General features: G+C 67.5%; 16 protein-coding genes. 8 read left to right on the forward strand and 8 right to left on the reverse strand.

The features are described from left to right. Nucleotides 1-2: 2 nt before the first annotated feature. Nucleotides 3-935, reverse strand: a complete 933-nt coding sequence (locus tag B9Y70_RS02075; protein WP_240309092.1) for a DUF6263 family protein — start codon at nucleotides 933-935, stop codon at nucleotides 3-5. Between the two features lie 60 nt (nucleotides 936-995). Here B9Y70_RS02075 and lspA point away from each other — a divergent pair, with 60 nt between their 5' ends. Genes lspA through B9Y70_RS02095 form a run of 4 tightly spaced genes read left to right on the forward strand, consistent with a single transcriptional unit; the run spans nucleotide 996 to nucleotide 3,521 of the window. Further along, nucleotides 996-1,511, forward strand: coding sequence for a signal peptidase II (lspA, locus tag B9Y70_RS02080; RefSeq protein ID WP_085548821.1), 516 nt, complete (start codon nucleotides 996-998; stop codon nucleotides 1,509-1,511). After that, complete coding sequence (locus B9Y70_RS02085; RefSeq protein WP_085548572.1) at nucleotides 1,508-2,431, forward strand: RluA family pseudouridine synthase; 924 nt, start codon at nucleotides 1,508-1,510, stop codon at nucleotides 2,429-2,431. The genes lspA and B9Y70_RS02085 overlap by 4 nt, the downstream gene beginning before the upstream one ends. Then, nucleotides 2,428-2,982, forward strand: a complete 555-nt coding sequence (locus B9Y70_RS02090) for a hypothetical protein (protein WP_085548573.1) — start codon at nucleotides 2,428-2,430, stop codon at nucleotides 2,980-2,982. Before B9Y70_RS02085 ends, B9Y70_RS02090 begins: the two co-directional genes overlap by 4 nt. A gap of 11 nt (nucleotides 2,983-2,993) precedes the next feature. After that, a complete protein-coding gene (locus B9Y70_RS02095; RefSeq protein WP_085548574.1) occupies nucleotides 2,994-3,521 on the forward strand; it encodes a GNAT family N-acetyltransferase in 528 nt (175 codons plus the stop codon). On the opposite strand, the gene rarD is transcribed toward B9Y70_RS02095, so the two are convergent. Further along, the gene (gene rarD, locus B9Y70_RS02100) at nucleotides 3,460-4,335 is read right to left on the reverse strand and encodes an EamA family transporter RarD (RefSeq protein ID WP_085548575.1); all 876 of its coding nucleotides are present in this window, start codon (nucleotides 4,333-4,335) and stop codon (nucleotides 3,460-3,462) included. The two genes, B9Y70_RS02095 and rarD, sit on opposite strands and share 62 nt — an antisense overlap. A gap of 37 nt (nucleotides 4,336-4,372) precedes the next feature. Further along, the gene (locus tag B9Y70_RS02105; RefSeq protein WP_085548576.1) at nucleotides 4,373-5,137 is read right to left on the reverse strand and encodes a DUF6308 family protein; all 765 of its coding nucleotides are present in this window, start codon (nucleotides 5,135-5,137) and stop codon (nucleotides 4,373-4,375) included. A 93-nt stretch (nucleotides 5,138-5,230) separates the two neighbouring features. Here B9Y70_RS02105 and B9Y70_RS02110 point away from each other — a divergent pair, with 93 nt between their 5' ends. From B9Y70_RS02110 to B9Y70_RS02120, 3 genes are read left to right on the forward strand one after another with little or no spacing between them, the layout of a single operon-like run. Continuing rightward, nucleotides 5,231-6,283, forward strand: coding sequence for a hypothetical protein (locus B9Y70_RS02110; protein WP_085548577.1), 1,053 nt, complete (start codon nucleotides 5,231-5,233; stop codon nucleotides 6,281-6,283). A 22-nt stretch (nucleotides 6,284-6,305) separates the two neighbouring features. Beyond that, nucleotides 6,306-9,866, forward strand: a complete 3,561-nt coding sequence (gene dnaE, locus B9Y70_RS02115) for a DNA polymerase III subunit alpha (RefSeq protein WP_085548578.1) — start codon at nucleotides 6,306-6,308, stop codon at nucleotides 9,864-9,866. A 34-nt stretch (nucleotides 9,867-9,900) separates the two neighbouring features. After that, nucleotides 9,901-11,097 carry a cobalamin-independent methionine synthase II family protein gene (locus B9Y70_RS02120; protein WP_085548579.1) on the forward strand — a complete coding sequence of 399 codons (1,197 nt, stop codon included), beginning with the start codon at nucleotides 9,901-9,903 and terminating at the stop codon, nucleotides 11,095-11,097. 69 nt (nucleotides 11,098-11,166) lie between these two features. On the opposite strand, the gene B9Y70_RS02125 is transcribed toward B9Y70_RS02120, so the two are convergent. Together B9Y70_RS02125 and B9Y70_RS02130 are read right to left on the reverse strand one after the other, a co-directional pair. Next, a complete protein-coding gene (locus B9Y70_RS02125; protein WP_085548580.1) occupies nucleotides 11,167-11,490 on the reverse strand; it encodes a hypothetical protein in 324 nt (107 codons plus the stop codon). Between the two features lie 76 nt (nucleotides 11,491-11,566). Then, a complete protein-coding gene (locus tag B9Y70_RS02130) occupies nucleotides 11,567-13,258 on the reverse strand; it encodes a choice-of-anchor I family protein (RefSeq protein WP_085548581.1) in 1,692 nt (563 codons plus the stop codon). A 157-nt stretch (nucleotides 13,259-13,415) separates the two neighbouring features. On the opposite strand from B9Y70_RS02130, the gene ilvA reads away from it, so the two are divergent. Then, nucleotides 13,416-14,711 (forward strand): threonine ammonia-lyase IlvA, encoded by a 1,296-nt coding sequence (gene ilvA / locus B9Y70_RS02135; protein WP_085548582.1) that lies wholly within the window; start codon nucleotides 13,416-13,418, stop codon nucleotides 14,709-14,711. Here ilvA and B9Y70_RS02140 read toward each other — a convergent pair. The 3 genes from B9Y70_RS02140 to treZ are packed head-to-tail and all read right to left on the reverse strand — an operon-like array spanning nucleotide 14,708 to nucleotide 17,826. Beyond that, on the reverse strand, nucleotides 14,708-15,415 hold the full coding sequence (locus B9Y70_RS02140) for an AAA family ATPase (RefSeq protein WP_085548583.1): 708 nt from the start codon (nucleotides 15,413-15,415) through the stop codon (nucleotides 14,708-14,710). The two genes, ilvA and B9Y70_RS02140, sit on opposite strands and share 4 nt — an antisense overlap. Then, the gene (locus B9Y70_RS02145) at nucleotides 15,412-16,107 is read right to left on the reverse strand and encodes an AAA family ATPase (protein WP_085548584.1); all 696 of its coding nucleotides are present in this window, start codon (nucleotides 16,105-16,107) and stop codon (nucleotides 15,412-15,414) included. Before B9Y70_RS02145 ends, B9Y70_RS02140 begins: the two co-directional genes overlap by 4 nt. Beyond that, on the reverse strand, nucleotides 16,108-17,826 hold the full coding sequence (gene treZ, locus B9Y70_RS02150; protein ID WP_085548822.1) for a malto-oligosyltrehalose trehalohydrolase: 1,719 nt from the start codon (nucleotides 17,824-17,826) through the stop codon (nucleotides 16,108-16,110). Between the last annotated feature and the right edge of the window lie 22 nt (nucleotides 17,827-17,848).

The following is a 17,848-nucleotide window of genomic DNA, read 5'->3' on the forward strand; positions in this document are numbered from 1 at the left end:
TCCTAACTGAAGGCCAGCGAGGTCGTGGAGTCCTGGACCACGCGGACGTCGGAATCAGCGCCGCCGTAGACGACGCGGGTGGTGTACGAGACCCGCCCGTCGACCGGCAGGGGGGAGCCGAGGTCGACGGTGAGGGAACCCTCGCTCGTGGTGTTGGAGTTGAGGACGTTGAGGGGCTCGCCGTCCTCCATGGTCAGGGCACCGAGTGCCGGGCGCTGCTGCACATCGACGTCGAGGTCGACGCGGTCACCCTCGATGCCCGTGATGGTGTACGTTGCGGTCTGCAGCAGGGTCGATTCGCCGGTGACGCGGGTGTCCACCGACCAGGTCGCGCCGACGCCGACCTCCTCCTCCGGGAAGATGACCGGCAGGCTGAGGATCTTCATGAGGGCCTGCTCGACGAGGGCACGTCCCTCGTCGGTGGCCTCCGTCGGCGCGGCAAGGCGCACGGTGGACACCTGACCGTCGTCCTCGGCCCGCCAGCCGAGGCGGAATCCCTCGGCGGAGCGGACGTCGTCGACGAGCTCGAGGTTGTCGGGGGAGGGCTGTCCGACGGTGAACTCCACGTCGCGGGTCGCCTCCCGCTCGCCCTCGGCGGGCTCGGAGGCACCCTCGGTGACGCCCGTCAGCGGGAGGGTGAGGCGGGTGACGTCGCCGCCCGCCGGGGCCTGCACGTCGACGGCGTCAGCCTGCATGACCAGTTGGTTGAAGCCCTCGGCCACCTCCACCGACACGGTCTGCTCCCCGGCGGCGGCGTACGCCAGGACGCGCTCCGCCTCACCCGGGGTCTGCACCGTGACGCGCGCGGCGTCGACGGGCAGGCCGACGGCGGCCTCGGTCTGCGGACCGGTCTCCTCGGAGGAGCAGGCGGTGAGGGTCAGGGCCGCGGCGGTGGCGACAGCGGCGACGGTGCGGGGGAAATGTCGGAACAACACCCCGTCAACGCTACCGCAGGCAGGTCACCGGGTGGACCCGAAAGGCCGTGGTGGGGAATGATGGACCGCGTGAGCACGCGAGCATCGAGACCCATCCGACGGAACGTCACCTTCATGGCGGTGATCATCCTGGTGGTGGCGGTCATCGATCAGGCCACGAAGGCCCTCATGCTGGCGTGGCTGGAGCCGGGGGTCCCGGTGCCGGTCATCGGCGACTGGTTCCGCTTCCTGCTGCTGTTCAACCCGGGGGCGGCGTTCTCCATGGGGGAGAACTCCACCTGGCTGTTCACCACCATTCAGCTGGCCTTCGTCATCGGTATCGCCATTGCCGCGCCGCGCATCCGCGACCGGGGTCAGGCTCTGGGTCTGGCCCTCATCGCGGGCGGCGCCCTGGGTAATCTCATCGACCGCCTGTTCCGCGAGCCGGGCTTCTGGTTCGGGCACGTCGTGGACTTCATCTCGGTGGGCGGCTTCGCGGTGTTCAACATCGCGGACTCGGCGATCACCGTCGGCGTGGTCGTGTTCGTCCTGGCGATGTTCGCCGAGGAGCGTCGTCAGAAAGAGGTGGCGGCATGAGCCGCGAGACCCGTAATCTTCCCGTCCCGGAGGGCCTGGCCGGCATGCGTGTCGACGCCGCCCTGTCCAAGCTCCTGGGCATCTCCCGCACCGTCGCCGCGGACCTGGCCACCGACGGCGACGTGCTGGTCGACGGTGCCGCGGTGAGCAAGTCCGACCGCCTCCACGAGGGTTCCTGGCTGGAGGTGACCCTCCCGGCCGCCCCGGACCTCACCCCGAAGGAGGAGCTGGTCGAGGGGATGGACATCCTCTACTCGGACAACGACATCATCGCGGTGCACAAGCCCGTCGGCGTCGCCGCGCACCCGACCGTCGGCTGGGAGGGGCCCACCGTCGTCGGCGGGCTGGCCGCCGCCGGGTTCCGCATCTCCACCTCGGGCCCGCCGGAGCGCAAGGGCATCGTCCAACGTCTCGACGTCGGCACCTCCGGCGTCATGGTCGTCGCCGCCTCCGAGCGCGCCTACACGGTGCTCAAGAACGCCTTCCGCGACCGCACGGTGACCAAGGTCTACCACGCCCTCGTCCAGGGCCACCCGGATCCGTTCACCGGCACCATCGACGCCCCCATCGGCCGGCATCCCTCCGCCGGCTGGCGTTTCGCGGTGACCACCGACGGCAAGCCGGCCGTCACCCACTACGAGACGATCGAGGCCTTCCGCGAGGCGACCCTGCTGGAGGTCAACCTCGAGACCGGCCGCACCCACCAGATCCGCGTGCACATGTCCGCCATCGGCCACCCGTGCGTCGGCGACCCGATGTACGGCTCCGATCCGGGCCTGTCCGAGCGCCTGGGTCTCATCCGCCAGTGGCTGCACGCCGTCCGTCTCGGCTTCCAGCACCCGGGGTCGGGTGAGTGGATGGAGATCGAGGCCCCCTACCCGGACGACCTCGCGCACGCCCTCGAGGTGATCCGCGGATGATCCGCCGCAGCCTCGCCGCCCTCGCCGTCGTCGGACTGCTCGGGCTGCTCGTGCTCGCCTTCTTCGACGACGCCACCCACCGGCCCGTCCCGCCGCAGGGCGACATGCTGGGCACCGAGTCCGGGGAGAGCTTCCAGGCGTACAGTGAACGCGCCGAGAAGACGCTTCTCGACGCCCCCGACGACCAGCCCGTCTACGCCCTCGTCACCTTCTCCGAGGGTCTGACCCCCGAGGAGGCCGGGGAGGTCCTGGCCTCCATCGAGCGCGTCAACGCCATGATCGTCCAGATGGCCGCGCCCTTCCCGCTGCCCGAGCCGATCGCCGGCGAGGACCGCGCGGACGTCTTCCAGCGCGAACTCGACCGCATCGGGGCGTCCCTGGCGGGCATCGGCAACGTCCCCACACCGGAGCTCATCGACGCCGCCGTTGTCCGCGACAACGGCGAGGTCCTGCGGACCCTCTCCGAGCGGGAGCGCATCGCCACCGTCGAGACGTTGCCCGCCGACGCCGCGTGGGGTCGCTTCGGTGTGCGCCCCGTCGAGATCCCCTAGACTGCGGGGACATGAAGCTCGTCACGCCCACCGCCGACCTGCACGCATCCTGGCTGGCCGCGAACGCCGAGTGGGGCGGTGAGCACCAGGACGGTGCCGCCACCCACCTGGCGCGCGGGCTCGACCTGACGGACCCCGTCGACTTCGCCACCTGGGTCGAGATGCTCAACGACGACTCCGTGGCGGCCACCAACCACTGGATGGTCGAGGACGGCGAGTACCTCGGCGCGATCCAGCTGCGGCACACCATCGACAGTCCCGCCCTGGCGGATCTGTTCGGGCACATCGGTTACGGGGTGCGCCCCTCAGCGCGGGGCCGCGGCCTGGCGAGGCAGGCCCTGCGCGAGGTGCTCACGGACGCCCGGGAAATCGGTCTGCATCGGGTGCTGGTGTGCTGCCGGGAAGACAACGCGGCGTCGATAAGCGTCATCCGGGCGTGCGGGGGAGTGCTGGAGAACATCCGGCACGTCGACGAGTTCAGTCTCTCCCACGGGGTGTCGACACCGACCTGCCGCTTCTGGATCGAGACCGCCTCATGAGGTCCGCGAGGTAGATCGCCACCGCGACCCAGATGATGATGAACCCCACCCAGCGCGCCGGGGACAGGTACTCCTGGGTGACGAACAGCGCCCACAACATCTGCATCGTCGGCGTCATGTACTGGATCATGCCGATCGTGCTCAGTGGCAGACGCTTCGCCGCCATGCCGAACAGCAGCAGCGGCAGGGTGGTGATGAGCCCCGAGAGCACCAGCAACGCCGTGTGTCCGGGGCCCTCCGTGAGGAAGGTGCCGTCGATGAGCAGCAGGTAGGTCAGCGCCAATGGAGCGATGACGAGCGTCTCCGCCGTCAACGAGGCGGTGGGGGAGACGGCCACCCGCTTCTTCACCAGGCCGTAGAGCCCGAAGGAGATCGCCATACCCAGCGCCATGACCGGTGCCTGACCGGACAGGAAGGTCAGCTGCAGCACGCCCACCGCGGCGATGACCACCGCCACCGTCTGCATCCGGTTGAGCCGCTCGCCGAGGAACAGGACACCCAGCAGCACCGACAGCAGCGGGTTGATGAAGTACCCCAACGCGGCGTCGGCGACATGCCCCGTGTTGACCGCCAAAACGTAGATGCCCCAGTTCGCGGAGATGAGCGCACCTGCGGCGATGAGCAGCCCCCATGTGCGTGCCGACGCCCGCCGCAGCTGCCCCCAGCCCTTCACCACCGTGAGCACCACCGACATGATGACCGCCGTCCACAGGACGCGGTGCGCGAGAATCTCCACCGGCCCCGCCGGCAATAGCAGCGGGAAGAACGCCGGGAAGAGTCCCCACAGCAGGTAGGCGAGCAGGCCGAAGATCATGCGTGGATCCTACCCTCAAGGTGTGATCTTTGGGGTGTCAGGTGTGCTTCCTGCGTTGCTCCTCCTCTCGCCACACCACGATGTCGAAGACGCGGATGAGGCTGAGATCGGCGGCTTCGTCGACCTGAGAGCGAATGTCAGCCAGGTGACGGGCGAAAGCGCCGTCACCGTGGCGGAGGACGCGGTGCAGATGGGCGGTGAAACCTACCGGATCCCCTATCCCGAGCTGCTTCTTTACATTCGTGTCGTAGATCGGGATGAGATGGGGCCGCTTGCGTGCACAGAGCTTGTACACCGCCACGGGACCGAACTTCTTCCGGCGCAGCGACCAGAAGAGATCATCCCAGAGAGCCTGGAAACGTGCGAACTCATCCTCGGTGAGGTCCTCGAGGCGCAGATCCGTCCCGATCTGCCGCAGAAGCGAAGTGACCTGGTCAGGATTGATGGGGAGGCGGTGACTGGTGGAGTCCCGCACTGTCCCATCAAGTGGTACCTCCGGGCGGTCCCAGTCGCTCAAATCCGTGAGCAGCGCGATCGCTTCCTGTCCTCCCGCTCTCTCATTCAGTGTGTTCAGAGAGACCAGATCATCGGAGGTGATGACATTCTTGATGTCCTCCCTGTCACCGCCTCCGCCCAGTCGGTGGAACCAGGAACCGGAGTATTCAGGCCCCTTGTGCTCATCATGGCGCATGTAGCTTTCGAGGTGCTCGACGGCCCGGGCCGTGGCTTCGACGGTGAGAATCTGCGGGAGCCTCCAACCGACGTCGTCGAAAGCAGCGGCCCAGGGGGTGGATCGGGTCATGGCCTGAGCCTAACAGAACAGGGTGGTAGAGATGGGGCGGTCGTGTCAGGAGCAGCCGCTAGCGTAGGTGGCGGGAGAAGGTGGAGTGCTGCCATGAGAGATGTCCTCTGGGGTTTCAACGAACTCCACGACCGTGTGGGGACGATGCATCCCGGAGAGGTCGTCGCCGTGACCGGAGCGGGGACGAGTGCCTTCGTCCGGTCCGTGGCGGTGGTCAATGCCGTGCGGGGAGCGCGCGTCACCTATTGCGATCTGCAGAATGTCAGAGAGGTGGCGGAGAGCAGGATCGTGTCCGCTCTCACCGCGGTCCGGGCTGAGCAGATCGGGGAGGCGGAGAGACGACGCCACCGGCGTCTCATCGACATGTTGTCATCCACGCCGCTCGAACCCGGTCCCGTTGACCTGCTGGTGGTGGACAGCATCGGTGAGATGGAGGGGGAGCCCCTCGCGAACCTCCGCGAACTGCGACAGCGCGCGAGGGACGACGGTCACGTACTCCTCGTCGTTCTCCCCGTGGACGACGGGTCGTGGACGTCACTCGTCGACCTGCATCTGGAGATCCGTCTGCCGGAGAGCGTGTCGGACCGGCCGGACCACAGGGACATTCTCGTCCGCAAGTTTCGCCGCGGTCCGGCGGGATGGCGTGCCACGGTGATGCCCCAGGTCCACTACGGGCGGATGATCGACCCAGTACCCGAGGGAGACCCCGGACCGGACCCCTTCCGGATCCGGGAACCACTCAGCGACGACCTCAACTGGGTGCGCACCACCGATTCCGGGTTGAGCAGCATCCTCGGCTCAGAGGTTCACAGCGAACTGGAGGGACACCGCGGGCAGAGCGTGGACGAACTCGGACTGCGGGAGGCACTCGAGGCACTCGACATCAACGTCTGGGAGGCGGACCTCACCGTCACCGTCGAACAGTGCGACGACCCCGGCCTCTCCGACGCAGACCTCCTGGTCGGTGACGGGCAGGACCACCATGTCCAGAGCAACTGCACGGTCCGGGTGACGTTCTCGGCCCGGGACGTCGCCGTGTCCCGGGTGCTCGAGGGCCTGGTGTGGGGGACCGTCGACCACCTGGCGCAGGTCACCTCCCTCGATGTCTCGAACCTGCTGGTCGTCGACCCGCGCACCCGTATTTGACGCACTGGATAAACTCACACCCATGGCCAAGAACTCCTCCTTCGTCCACATCCACAACCACACCGAGTTCTCCATGCTCGACGGAATGGCGAAGATCGACATGCTCGCCGAGGAGGTCAGCAGGCAGGACATGCCGGCCGTCGGCATCACCGACCACGGCAACATGTTCGGCTCCGACGCGTTCTACCGGGCGATGACGAAGGCGGACATCAAGCCGATCATCGGCATCGAGGCGTACCTGGCGCCGGAGAGCCGCTTCAACAAGAACCGCGTGCGCTGGGGTGAGCCGCACCAGAAGTCCGACGACGTCTCCGCCTCGGGTGCCTACCTGCACCAGACAATGATCGCGGAGAACGCCACCGGCCTGAAGAACTTGTTCTACCTGTCGTCGATGGCCTCCTACGAGGGCCAGCTGGGCAAGTGGCCGCGCATGGACGCGGAGCTCATCGCCGAGCGCGCCGACGGCATCATCGCCACCACCGGTTGCCCCTCCGGTGACGTGCAGACCCGCCTGCGACTGGGCCAGTTCGACAAGGCGCTCGAGGCCGCCGCGATGTGGCAGGACATCTACGGCAAGGAGAACTACTTCCTCGAGCTCATGGACCACGGCCTGCACATCGAGCAGCGCGTGCGTCGGGAGCTGCTGGAGATCGGCCAGAAGCTCGACCTGCCGCCGCTGGTGACCAACGACTGCCACTACGTACTCGAGTCCCAGGCCCAGGCACACGAGGCCATGCTGTGCGTGCAGACCGGCAAGACCCTGCACGACGAGGACCGCTTCAAGTTCGACGGCACCGGCTACTACATCAAGACCGCCGCCGAGATGCGTGCGCTTTTCGACGACATCGTCCCCGACGGATGCGACAACACCCTGCTCATCGCCGAGCGCGTGCAGGATTACGGCGAGGTGTGGGAGTCCCACCCGCACGACCGCATGCCCATCGCCGACGTCCCCGACGGGCACACCCCGACCACGTGGCTGCACCACGAGGTGATGGAGGGTCTGCGCCACCGCTTCAACGGCGGCGAGGTGCCGCAGGAGTACATCGATCGCGCGAACTACGAGATCGAGGTCATCGACATGAAGGGGTACCCGTCGTACTTCCTCATCGTCGCCGAGATCATCAAGCACGCACGCTCGATCGGCATCTGGGTGGGCCCGGGCCGTGGTTCGGCCGCCGGCGCGCTGGTGGCCTACGCCCTGACCATCACGAACATCGACCCGATGGAGCACGGCCTGCTCTTCGAGCGATTCCTCAACCCCGAGCGACCGTCGGCACCCGATATCGATATCGACTTCGATGACCGCCGCCGCGGTGAGATGATCCGCTACGCCGCCGAGCGCTGGGGCGAGGACAAGATCGCCCAGGTGATCACCTTCGGCACGGTGAAGACCAAGCAGGCGCTCAAGGACTCCGCCCGCGTGCAGTTCGGACAGCCCGGCTACCAGATGGCCGACCGCATCACGAAGGAGCTGCCGCCGCCGATCATGGCGAAGGACATCCCGCTGTCCGGCATCACCGACCCCAAGCATGAGCGCTACAACGAGGCCGGCGCGGTGCGCACTCTCATCGAGACCGACCCGGACGTGCGCAAGATCTACGAGACGGCCCGTGGCCTCGAGGGAGTGGTCCGGCAGGCCGGCGTCCACGCCTGCGCGGTGATCATGGCGTCCGTCCCGCTGCTGGACCACGTGCCCATGTGGAAGCGCGCCGCCGACGGGGCGCTCATCACCGGCTGGGACTACCCGGCATGTGAGGCCATCGGTCTGCTGAAGATGGACTTCCTGGGTCTGCGTAACCTCACGGTCATCGGCGACGCCCTGGCGAACATCAAGAAGAACCGTGGCATCGACCTCGACCTGGAGAACCTCGCGGTCGAGGACACCGAGACCTACGAACTCCTGGGCCGCGGCTCCACCCTGGGTGTGTTCCAGCTGGACTCCGGCGGTATGCAGGAGCTGCTCAAGCGCATGCAGCCCACCGGCTTCAACGACATCGTGGCGTCCCTGGCGCTGTACCGACCGGGCCCGATGGGTGTCAACGCTCACCTCGACTACGCGGACCGCAAGAACGGCCGCAAGCCGATCGAGCCGATCCACCCGGAGCTCGGGGATGCACTGGAGGACATCCTCGAGGAGACCTACGGCCTCATCGTGTACCAGGAGCAGATCATGCGTATCGCGCAGAAGCTCGCGAACTACACGGCCGGTGAAGCGGATGGTTTCCGTAAGGCCATGGGTAAGAAGAAGGCGGAGGTCCTGGCGAAGGAGTACACCAAGTTCTCCGAGGGCATGATCTCCAACGGCTTCGGCCAGGAGGCCATCAAGGCCCTGTGGGACACGATCCTGCCCTTCGCCTCCTACGCGTTCAACAAGTCGCACGCCGCCGGTTACGGCCTGGTGTCCTTCTGGACGGCCTACCTCAAGGCCCACTACGCGCCGGAGTACATGGCCGCGCTCCTGACCTCGGTCGCAGACCGGAAGGACAAGTCCGCCATCTACCTCGCGGACTGCCGTCACCTGGGCCTCAAGGTGCTGCCGCCGGACGTCAACGAGTCGGAGAACGACTTCGTCGCCGTCGGCGAGGACATCCGCTTCGGACTCGGGGCGATCCGCAACGTCGGCGCCGAGGTCGTCGACTCGATCGTCGAGACGCGGCGCACGAAGGGGGCGTACGCGAACTTCTCCGACTACCTGGAGAAGATCGACCTCCTGCCCTGCAATAAGCGCATCACCGAGTCCCTCATCAAGGGCGGCGCCTTCGACTCGTTGGGGCATCCGCGCAAGGGCCTCATGCTCATCCACGAGGACGCCGTCGACTCCGTCCTGGCCACCAAGAAGGCCGCGGACAAGGGCCAGTTCGACCTCTTCGCCGGTTTCGGTGGCGATGACCCGGAGACCACCAACGTCTTCGCCATCGACGTCCCCGAGGACTCCTGGGACCGTAAGCACGAGCTGGCTCTGGAGCGCGAGATGCTCGGGCTCTACGTCTCCGGCCACCCGCTCGACGGCTACGAGGAGGCTCTCGACGCCCAGACCGACACCGCCCTGACCACCATCCTGGCGGGGGAGATGCGTAACGGTGCGGAGGTGCTCATCGGCGGCATCATCTCGGCCGTGGATCGCCGATTCTCCAAGAAGGATGGTTCTCCCTGGGCGATCGTCACCATTGAGGACCACAACGGTGCCCAGGTGGAACTGTTGGTCTTCAACAAGGTCTACGCGTTGGTGAGCTCCTCGATCGTCGAGGACAACATCATCCTCGCCAAGGCCCACGTCTCCATCCGCGACGACCGCATGTCCCTGTTCTGCGACGACCTCAAGGTTCCCGAACTCGGCCCCGGCAACGGCGCCGGCCTGCCCCTGCGCCTGACCATGCGCACCGACCAGTGCACCATGGAGAACATCGCCAAGCTCAAGAACGTGCTCGCCGCCAACCAGGGCGACTCCGACGTCTACCTCAAGTTGATCAACGGGGAGGAGTCCACGATGATGATCCTCGGCGAGCACCTCCGCGTCGACCGATCGGGATCCCTCATGGGCGACCTCAAGGCCACTCTCGGTGCCGGGATCCTCGGATAAGGATCGCGCCCGATAATGTACTACCATCTTGACCATGACCAATAAGATCCGGACCACCCACGTCGGCTCCCTGCCGCGCACCCCCGAGCTTCTCGACGCCAACCTCAGGCGCTCCGAACTCTCCGACGAGGAGTTCTTCGGCATCCTCCAGACCGCCGTCGACGAGGTCGTCCGCCGCCAGGTCGACATGGGCATCGACATCATCAACGAGGGCGAGTACGGCCACATCACCTCCGGTGCCGTCGACTACGGCGCCTGGTGGAACTACTCCTTCACCCGCCTCGGCGGCCTCACCATGACCGACGAGGACCGCTGGGCCAGCCAGGAGGCCATTCGTTCCACCCCGGGCAACATCAAGCTCACCTCCTTCTCCGACCGCCGCGACCGCGCGCTGTTCAACGAGGCCTACGAGGATCCGGAGTCCGGCATCTTCGCCGGCCGCGCCAAGGTGGGCAACCCCAAGTTCACCGGCCCCATCACCTACATCGGCCAGGATGAGGTCGAGGCCGACGTCAAGCTCATGCGGACGGCCATGGACGCCGCCGGTGCGCAGGACGGCTTCGTCGCCGCCCTGTCCCCGGGATCCGCCGCCCGCCTCAAGAACGAGTACTACGCCACCGACGACGAGGTCGTGTGGGCCTGCGCCGACGCCATGGCCCAGGAGTACAAGGCCATCACCGACGCCGGCTTCACCGTCCAGCTCGACGCCCCGGATCTCGCCGAGTCCTGGGACCAGATCAACCCCGAGCCCTCCCTCGACGACTACCGCGACTGGCTGCGCACCCGCGTCGACGCCATCAACCACTCGGTGCGCGACCTTCCCAAGGAGCAGACCCGCCTGCACATCTGCTGGGGCTCCTGGCACGGCCCGCATGTCACCGACGTCGAGTTCGGCGACATCATCGAGGAGATCCTCCGCGCCGAGGTCGGCGGCTTCTCCTTCGAGGGTGCCTCCCCGCGCCACGCCCACGAGTGGCGCGTCTGGCAGGACCACCAGCTGCCCGAGGGGTCCCTCATCTACCCGGGTGTCATCTCCCACAGCACCAACGCCGTCGAGCACCCTCGCCTCGTCGCCGACCGCATCATTCAGTTCGCCGAGGTCGTGGGCCCGGAGAACGTCGTGGCCTCCACCGACTGCGGCCTGGGCGGCCGCCTCAACCAGCAGATCGCCTGGGCGAAGCTGGAGTCCCTCGTCGAGGGGGCCCGCATCGCCAGCGCTGAGCTGTTCTAGGAATCGGAGAAGGCCCGCAGTTCACACGGAACTGCGGGCCTTTCCCGTGCGCTGGCTTCCCGGATGTTGTTAGACCTGGATGCCGAACTGACCGAAGAAGTTGCGCAGCTGGTCGGTGCCGCCCGGGATCAGCGGCAGGATGATGGTGGCACCCTGGGTGACCGCCAGGCCGAGGGCCATGATGGCGCGGATGACCTCGAGGACCAGGGCGGTCTCTCCGTCGACCACGGCGGACATGAGCATGTCCGGCAGGCCCTCCAGGTCGTTGCCGTTCTCGGGCGCCTCGGTGGTGGAGGAGAGCGAGGAGGGCTCCTGGGCCTGGACGGGGGTCACCAGAGCCAGGGTGGTGCTGGTGGCGGCAACCAGGGCGACGGCGAGGCGGCGACGGATCACGGGAAACTCCTTGGGGTATGAAAACTCTGATCGCTGTCTGAACTTAGCAGTGATCAGGCTCTCACGCGAGAGGGGGCTAGCGGGAGGACAGTGACGAGCCGGAGGACAGGTCAGCGGAGCCCGCGGGCACGAGGTCGGAGACCTCGAAGATGGTGGTGGTGCCGGACACCTCGTTGCCGATGACCAGCAGGTCCTTCTCGGTCGGGGAGTCGGTGGCGGGGATGAAGACGAGACCCTCGGCACCGAGATCACCCGCCTCCGGGGAGTCCGGGGCGGCGGAGAAGTCACGGTTGTTGACGTAGGTGACGAAGGCGGCGGATGCCGGGTCCGTCACGTCATAGACCATGACGCCACCGATACGCTCGAGGCCGATGAAAGCGTAGGTGCGCCCGTTGATCTCGCCGAGGGCGACACCCTCCGGCTCCGGGCCCTTGTCGTCGGAACGGCCCTCGAAGTTGGCCTCGCTGTGGTTGGAGTTGAAGTTGTCCGGGCTGGCCGCGGCGGTGATGCGCTCGAACTGGTCGTCGGAGTTGAACACGCGGGTGCCGTTCTCGTCGACGATGGAGAAGCCACGGGCGCCGAAGGAGTGGATCTGGTCGTAGCAGTCGCGCTCGGCGTTGTAACCGTTCGCGGTGGTGACGGTCAGGCGGCCGAGGTTCTCGTCCTCCTGCAGGTCGGCGACGCCCTCGGCGGTCAGGCCGTTGAAGTCCTCACAGATCGGGGCGATGCCGCGCTCCTCGTCACCGAAGTGCTTGACGCGGGCCTCCTCGGAGTAGGCGTCCCAGTCGCGGGCGTCGCCCTCGTTGGCGGTGACGACGTAGGTGGTGCCACCCACCTGGTAGGAGGCGATGGAGTCGGGCTGCAGGATGCCCTTGATCAGCCAGGTGGTGATGTTGATCTCATCGTCGCGGTCGGAGACGTCCAGCGGGACGACGGAGTGGTCGACGGTGCCCAGCGGCAGGATCTTGGTGACGGTCGCGGTCTCGATGTCGACGACGGCGAGAGCGTTGTTCTCCTGCAGGGAGACGTAGGCGGTGCCGCCCTGGACGGTGATGTACTCCGGCTCCAGGTTCTGGGCGACGGTGCCCTCCGGTCCGAAGATGCGGACGCCCTCCGGCAGGGCGGCCGGCTCGTTGTAGGCGCGGAAGTCGGCGGTGCGGACGTCATCCTTGGTGGCGGCCGCGAGGCCGGCCGGCAGGGTCACGACGGAGACGGAGCCCTCCGGGTCCACCGAATAGTCCTCGGCCGGCTCACCCTCGTTGGCGACGAGGGCGTACTTGCCGTCCTCGGTGATGGTCACCATGTCCGGCAGGGAACCGACGGTGACGGTGCCGAAGGTCTCGAGGGACTCCGCGTCGAAGAACAGCAGGGAACCCGGGGCGGTCTTGTCGGCGGCGGGCTCGACGGTGGCGACGGCCAGGCCGTCAGCGCGCACGGACACCGAGTTGATGACGGTGCCCTGACCGGCGTCCACGGAGCCGACCTTGGTCGGGGCGGTCGGGTCGGAGATGTCGAGGACGTCGATCTGACCCGACTGGGCATTGACGGTGAGCACGCGCTGGGTGCCGGCGTGGTAGTCGACGATCTCGGCGGCGGAGGCGTCGAAGATGCCGGTCTCGTAGGTGCCGATCGGGGTGACGCTCAGCGCTGCACCGGGGGCGGAGTGGACGATCGGCTCGGCGACGATCGCGGCGTGGGCCGGGGTGAACAGGGACAGGCCGGTGGCGGCGGCCGCGCAGAGGGCGACGGCGGAACGGCGGAGAGACATCACAAAAACTCCTGAGAGAACGATGAGTAAATACCGGGAGCCCTAGTGGCCGAGTCATGTGACGGGACGGTCAACTCATGGTCACCCGGAGGTGAACACTTGGTGAAGCGGCCCGTGAAGGATGTGTTCCGGGAGGAGAGGACTACACTGTTTCGACATGAGTGACACCCGGACTGTCGTGACCACCTTCGAGCCCGTTCGCGCCTCGGATATTCAGCTGGCGCAGGCCCGGATTTCGTCAGTCATTGATCCCACCCCGCTGCAGTACTGCCCTCGCCTGTCCGAGGAGACCGGATGCGAGGTCTACCTCAAGCGCGAGGACCTGCAGGATGTGCGCTCCTACAAGATCCGCGGCGCGTACTACGCCATCGCCAACCTGGATGAGACGCAGCGGGAGGCCGGCATCGTCGCCGCGTCCGCCGGTAACCACGCGCAGGGTGTCGCCTACGCCTGCCGCACCATGGGCATCCGCGGCCGCATCTACGTGCCGAACCAGACCCCGAAGCAGAAGCGCGACCGTATCGCCGTCCACGGCGGGGACATGGTGGAGCTCGTCGTCACCGGCAACACCTTCGACGAGGCCGCGGAGGCCGCGCGTGCCGACGCCGCCGAGCGCGGTGCCACCATGATCGAGCCTTTCGACGCCCGCGACACGATCATCGGCCAGGGCACCGTCGCCGCGGAGATCCTCTCCCAGTTGACCTCCATCGGGAAGTCCCTGGACACCGTCTTCGTCCCCGTCGGCGGTGCCGGCCTGCTCGCGGGTGTGGCCAGCTACCTGGCCGACATGGCCCCGCGCACCGCGATCGTCGGCATCGAGCCGGCCGGTGCAGCCTCGCTTCAGGCCGCCCTGCGTCACGACGGCCCCGTCACCCTCGACACCGTCGACCCCTTCGTCGACGGTGCCGCCGTCAAGCGCATCGGCGACCTCACCTACGAGATCGTCGAGCGCAACCAGGGCCGCACCCACGTCATGAGCGTGTCCGAGGGTGCGGTGTGCACCGAGATGCTCGACCTGTACCAGAACGAAGGCATCATCACCGAGCCCGCCGGCGCCCTGTCCGTCACCGGCCTCAAGGAGATGAAGCTGCAGCAGGACTCCGTCGTCGTGTGCATCATCTCCGGCGGCAACAACGACGTCCTGCGCTACGCCGAGATCATGGAGCGCTCCCTCGTCCACCGCGGTCTCAAGCACTACTTCCTGGTGAACTTCCCCCAGGAGCCGGGTCAGCTGCGCCATTTCCTCAACGACATCCTCGGCCCCGACGACGACATCACCCTCTTCGAGTACCTCAAGCGCAACAACCGCGAGACCGGTGCCGCGCTCGTCGGCCTCGAGCTCGGCCGAGCCAGCGACTTCGACCCGCTCGTCGAGCGCATGAACGCCTCGCGCATCGAGTGCCAGCACCTCAAGCCGAACACCCCCGAGTACGAGTACCTCGTCAACACCTAAGGGCCGGTGACGTCGACCATGTAGTCGGCGATGCTGTGCGGGTCGGCGAGGAAATCCCGCAGCGCCCGGTACGCGGTCGTCTCCTCCACGCCGATGTTCTCCAGGATCCCGCCGTCGGCGGTGAACTCGAGGATCCGTGCTCCGGGCAGAGTCAGCAGCACGGGGGAGTGGGTGGCGATGATGAGCTGCGCCCCCGCCTCCGCGATCTGGTGCAGTTCCGCGAGCAGCGTCATCTGGCGGATGAGGGAGAGGCCGGACTCGGGCTCGTCGAGGAGGAACAGCCCCGCCCCGTGGAAGCTGTCCTGCACGATGCGTAGGACGGACTCGCCGTGGGAGAGGGTGTACAGGTCCGTGTCGTGCGTGCGGTTGTACTCGCGGGCGACCTCGTAGTGGGCCTCCGCGCGGAGGAAATGCCCGTTCATGGCCAGCGGGCCCCGCAGCAGCGTGGCAGCGTGCCGCAGAGGGTTCTCGCGGCCGCTCATCTCCTCCCCGAACGCCCCGCCGCGGGCATTGAATCCGCAGCTCACGGCGAGGCCCTCCAGGAGTGTCGACTTACCGACGCCGTTCTCGCCCGTGAACAGCGTGATCGGTCGCCGCAGGTCCAGCCCGTCGCGCAGTGCCCGGAAGGCCGGGACGTCGTCGACCCAGGCCGGGGCCTGCGGGTGGAACGCGCGCCGGTATCCGTGGACGTGGTACTTCCTCATGCCGTGAGATACTCCGCCGTGCCCACAGGGTCGGCGGCGAACTCCCGGGCGGCACGGAAGGCCTCGGTGTCCTCCAGTCGACGCTCGTGGATGCCGTCAGCGTCGATCTCGAGGATCTGTGCGCCGGGGATCGCCAGCAGGACGGGGGAGTGCGTGGCCATGATGATCTGCGATCCCGCATCCGCCAGGTGCCACAACCGCCCGAGCAGTTCCAGCTGCCGCAGGGTGGACAGCCCGGCCTCGGGCTCGTCGAGGAAGAAGAGGCCGCCGCCGTGGAAGCGACGGTCGATGAGAGACATGAGGGACTGACCGTGGCTCATCCGCAGCAGGTCGGGGAGTGGGGAATCCTCCAGTCCCGCGTACCAGCCGGCCAGGTTGTAGAAGGACTCGCCGCGGAGGAAGAACCCGTCCGGCGCGTTGCGGCGGCGCAGCGTCAGCCACTCGTGCAGCGGCGAGACGGAATCCTGCATCATCTGCATCGTCGCGTGCCGGGACCCGCCCTCGGGGTTGAAGCCGCTGGCGACCGCCAGGGCCTCCACGAGCGTCGACTTCCCGGCCCCGTTCTCCCCGGAGATGACGGTCACGGAGGAGGTGAACTCCAGGGGTGCGGCCGTCAGGGCACGCACGACCGGCAGCTCCCGCAGCCAGCCGGGGGCGGGCGGGGCGTCGAGAAGCGCGGCGCGGAGAAACATCTACCGGCGCAGGAGCGCGAACTCCCAGGCACCGAGGCGGGTCTCGTCGAGATCGACCTCGGGCGCGGTGAAGGAGTAGATGAGCTCGCCGCCGTAGGGGGCGACCACGTCGGATTCGCTGAGGTTGGCCACGAGGAGGACGTCGTCCCAGCCCATGGCCAGCCAGCCATCACCGGTCTCGACCAGCAGTTCCGACAGGTCCGCGCGCGACAACCCCAGCTCCCGGCGCAGGCGCAGCAGTTGCGTGTACGCGGCGTGGATCTCCTGCTGCTCCTCGTTGAAATCCCAGTCGAGCTTCGAGGCCTCGAAGGTGGCGGGGTCGGCCGGGTCGGGGACCTCGGAGTGGTCCCACCCGGAGCGGGCGAACTCACGCTTGCGGCCCTCGGAGGTGAGGCGGTTGAGGTTGTCGTCGGTGTGCGAGCAGAAGAAGGCGAAGGGGGTCTGCGCGCCGTACTCCTCACCCATGAACAGCATCGGGGTGAACGGCGAGCAGTAGATCACCGCGGCCTTGAGCACCTGCTGCGCGGGAGTGAGATTCATCGACGGGCGGTCGCCGGACGCACGGTTGCCGGTCTGGTCGTGGGTGGTGGTGTAGGTGACCAGGCGGTGTGCCGGGATGGAGTCCACGTTGATCGGCCGACCGTGGCGACGCCCGCGGAAGGAGGAGTACGTGCCGTCGAAGTAGAAGCCGCCGCGCAGGGTCTTGGCCAGGGCCTCGAGGGACCCGAAGTCCTCGTAGTAGGCGTGGCGCTCGCCGGAGACGACGGTGTGCAGGGCGTGGTGGATGTCGTCGACCCACTGGCCGGCCAGCCCGTAGCCGCCGCCGTCACGCTCCGTGATGAGGCGCGGGTCGTTCATGTCGGACTCGGCGATGATGTAGCGCGGCACACCGGTGCGGGCGGTGACGTCGTCGGCGACGTCCTGGATCTGCTCCATGATGGAGTACGCGGCGGTGTCGTCGAGGGAGTGGACCGCGTCGAGGCGCAGGCCGTCGATGCGGTAGGTGTCCAGCCACAGGCGCACCGCGTCGAGGATGAAGGCCCGTACCTCATCCGACTGCTGCCCGGAGATGTTGACCACCTCACCCCAGCCGGTGGAACCACCCGCAGTGTACGGGCCGAACATGCCGTTGTAGTTGCCGTCGGGGCCGAAGTGGTTGTACACGACATCGAGGATGACGCCGATGCCGGCGTCATGCGCGGCGTCGACCAGCCTCTTGAGGCCCTCCGGGCCGCCGTAGCCCTCATGGACGGCGTGCCACGTCACACCGTCGTAGCCCCAGTTCCTCTCGCCGCCGAACGGCTGGACCGGCATGAGTTCGATGGCGGTAACGCCGAGGTCCCGCAGGTAACCGAGCTTACCGACGACCCCGTCGAACGTCCCCTCCGGCGTGAACGTCCCCACGTGCAGCTCGTAGATGACCTGCCCCGCCAGCGGACGCCCGGTCCACCCCCGGGACCAGTCGTGGGTGTGGTCGACGATCTCGCTCATCCCGTGGACGCCGTCGGGCTGGGCCTGGCTGCGCGGATCGGGCAGCGTCTTGGACCAGTTCTCCCCGTCGAACAGCTCGTAGCCGTAACGCATCCCCGGCTCCGCGATGCGGTCCGCGACCCACCAGCCGCCGGAGGTGGCACGCATGCCCACCTCCTCGTCGTCGAGGCGGAGGCGGACATCCTGGGCGGACGGGGCCCACACGGAAAACGGTTCATGCGCAGTCATGTACACCAGGCTAACGGAAACG

The sequence above is a fragment of the Corynebacterium pollutisoli genome (assembly GCF_900177745.1).
Lineage (GTDB): Bacteria > Actinomycetota > Actinomycetes > Mycobacteriales > Mycobacteriaceae > Corynebacterium > Corynebacterium pollutisoli.

Excerpts from the sequence above, each read along its gene's own strand:
- B9Y70_RS02145 (WP_085548584.1), bottom strand. The coding sequence starts at position 16,107 with ATGTTTCTCCGCGCCGCGCTTCTCGACGCCCCGCCCGCCCCCGGCTGG.
- B9Y70_RS02110 (WP_085548577.1), top strand. The coding sequence starts at position 5,231 with ATGAGAGATGTCCTCTGGGGTTTCAACGAACTCCACGACCGTGTGGGG.
- B9Y70_RS02095 (WP_085548574.1), top strand. The coding sequence starts at position 2,994 with ATGAAGCTCGTCACGCCCACCGCCGACCTGCACGCATCCTGGCTGGCC.
- B9Y70_RS02085 (WP_085548572.1), top strand. The coding sequence starts at position 1,508 with ATGAGCCGCGAGACCCGTAATCTTCCCGTCCCGGAGGGCCTGGCCGGC.
- B9Y70_RS02120 (WP_085548579.1), top strand. The coding sequence starts at position 9,901 with ATGACCAATAAGATCCGGACCACCCACGTCGGCTCCCTGCCGCGCACC.
- B9Y70_RS02090 (WP_085548573.1), top strand. The coding sequence starts at position 2,428 with ATGATCCGCCGCAGCCTCGCCGCCCTCGCCGTCGTCGGACTGCTCGGG.
- ilvA (WP_085548582.1), top strand. The coding sequence starts at position 13,416 with ATGAGTGACACCCGGACTGTCGTGACCACCTTCGAGCCCGTTCGCGCC.
- B9Y70_RS02105 (WP_085548576.1), bottom strand. The coding sequence starts at position 5,137 with ATGACCCGATCCACCCCCTGGGCCGCTGCTTTCGACGACGTCGGTTGG.
- treZ (WP_085548822.1), bottom strand. The coding sequence starts at position 17,826 with ATGACTGCGCATGAACCGTTTTCCGTGTGGGCCCCGTCCGCCCAGGAT.
- B9Y70_RS02140 (WP_085548583.1), bottom strand. The coding sequence starts at position 15,415 with ATGAGGAAGTACCACGTCCACGGATACCGGCGCGCGTTCCACCCGCAG.
- rarD (WP_085548575.1), bottom strand. The coding sequence starts at position 4,335 with ATGATCTTCGGCCTGCTCGCCTACCTGCTGTGGGGACTCTTCCCGGCG.
- lspA (WP_085548821.1), top strand. The coding sequence starts at position 996 with ATGGACCGCGTGAGCACGCGAGCATCGAGACCCATCCGACGGAACGTC.
- dnaE (WP_085548578.1), top strand. The coding sequence starts at position 6,306 with ATGGCCAAGAACTCCTCCTTCGTCCACATCCACAACCACACCGAGTTC.
- B9Y70_RS02130 (WP_085548581.1), bottom strand. The coding sequence starts at position 13,258 with ATGTCTCTCCGCCGTTCCGCCGTCGCCCTCTGCGCGGCCGCCGCCACC.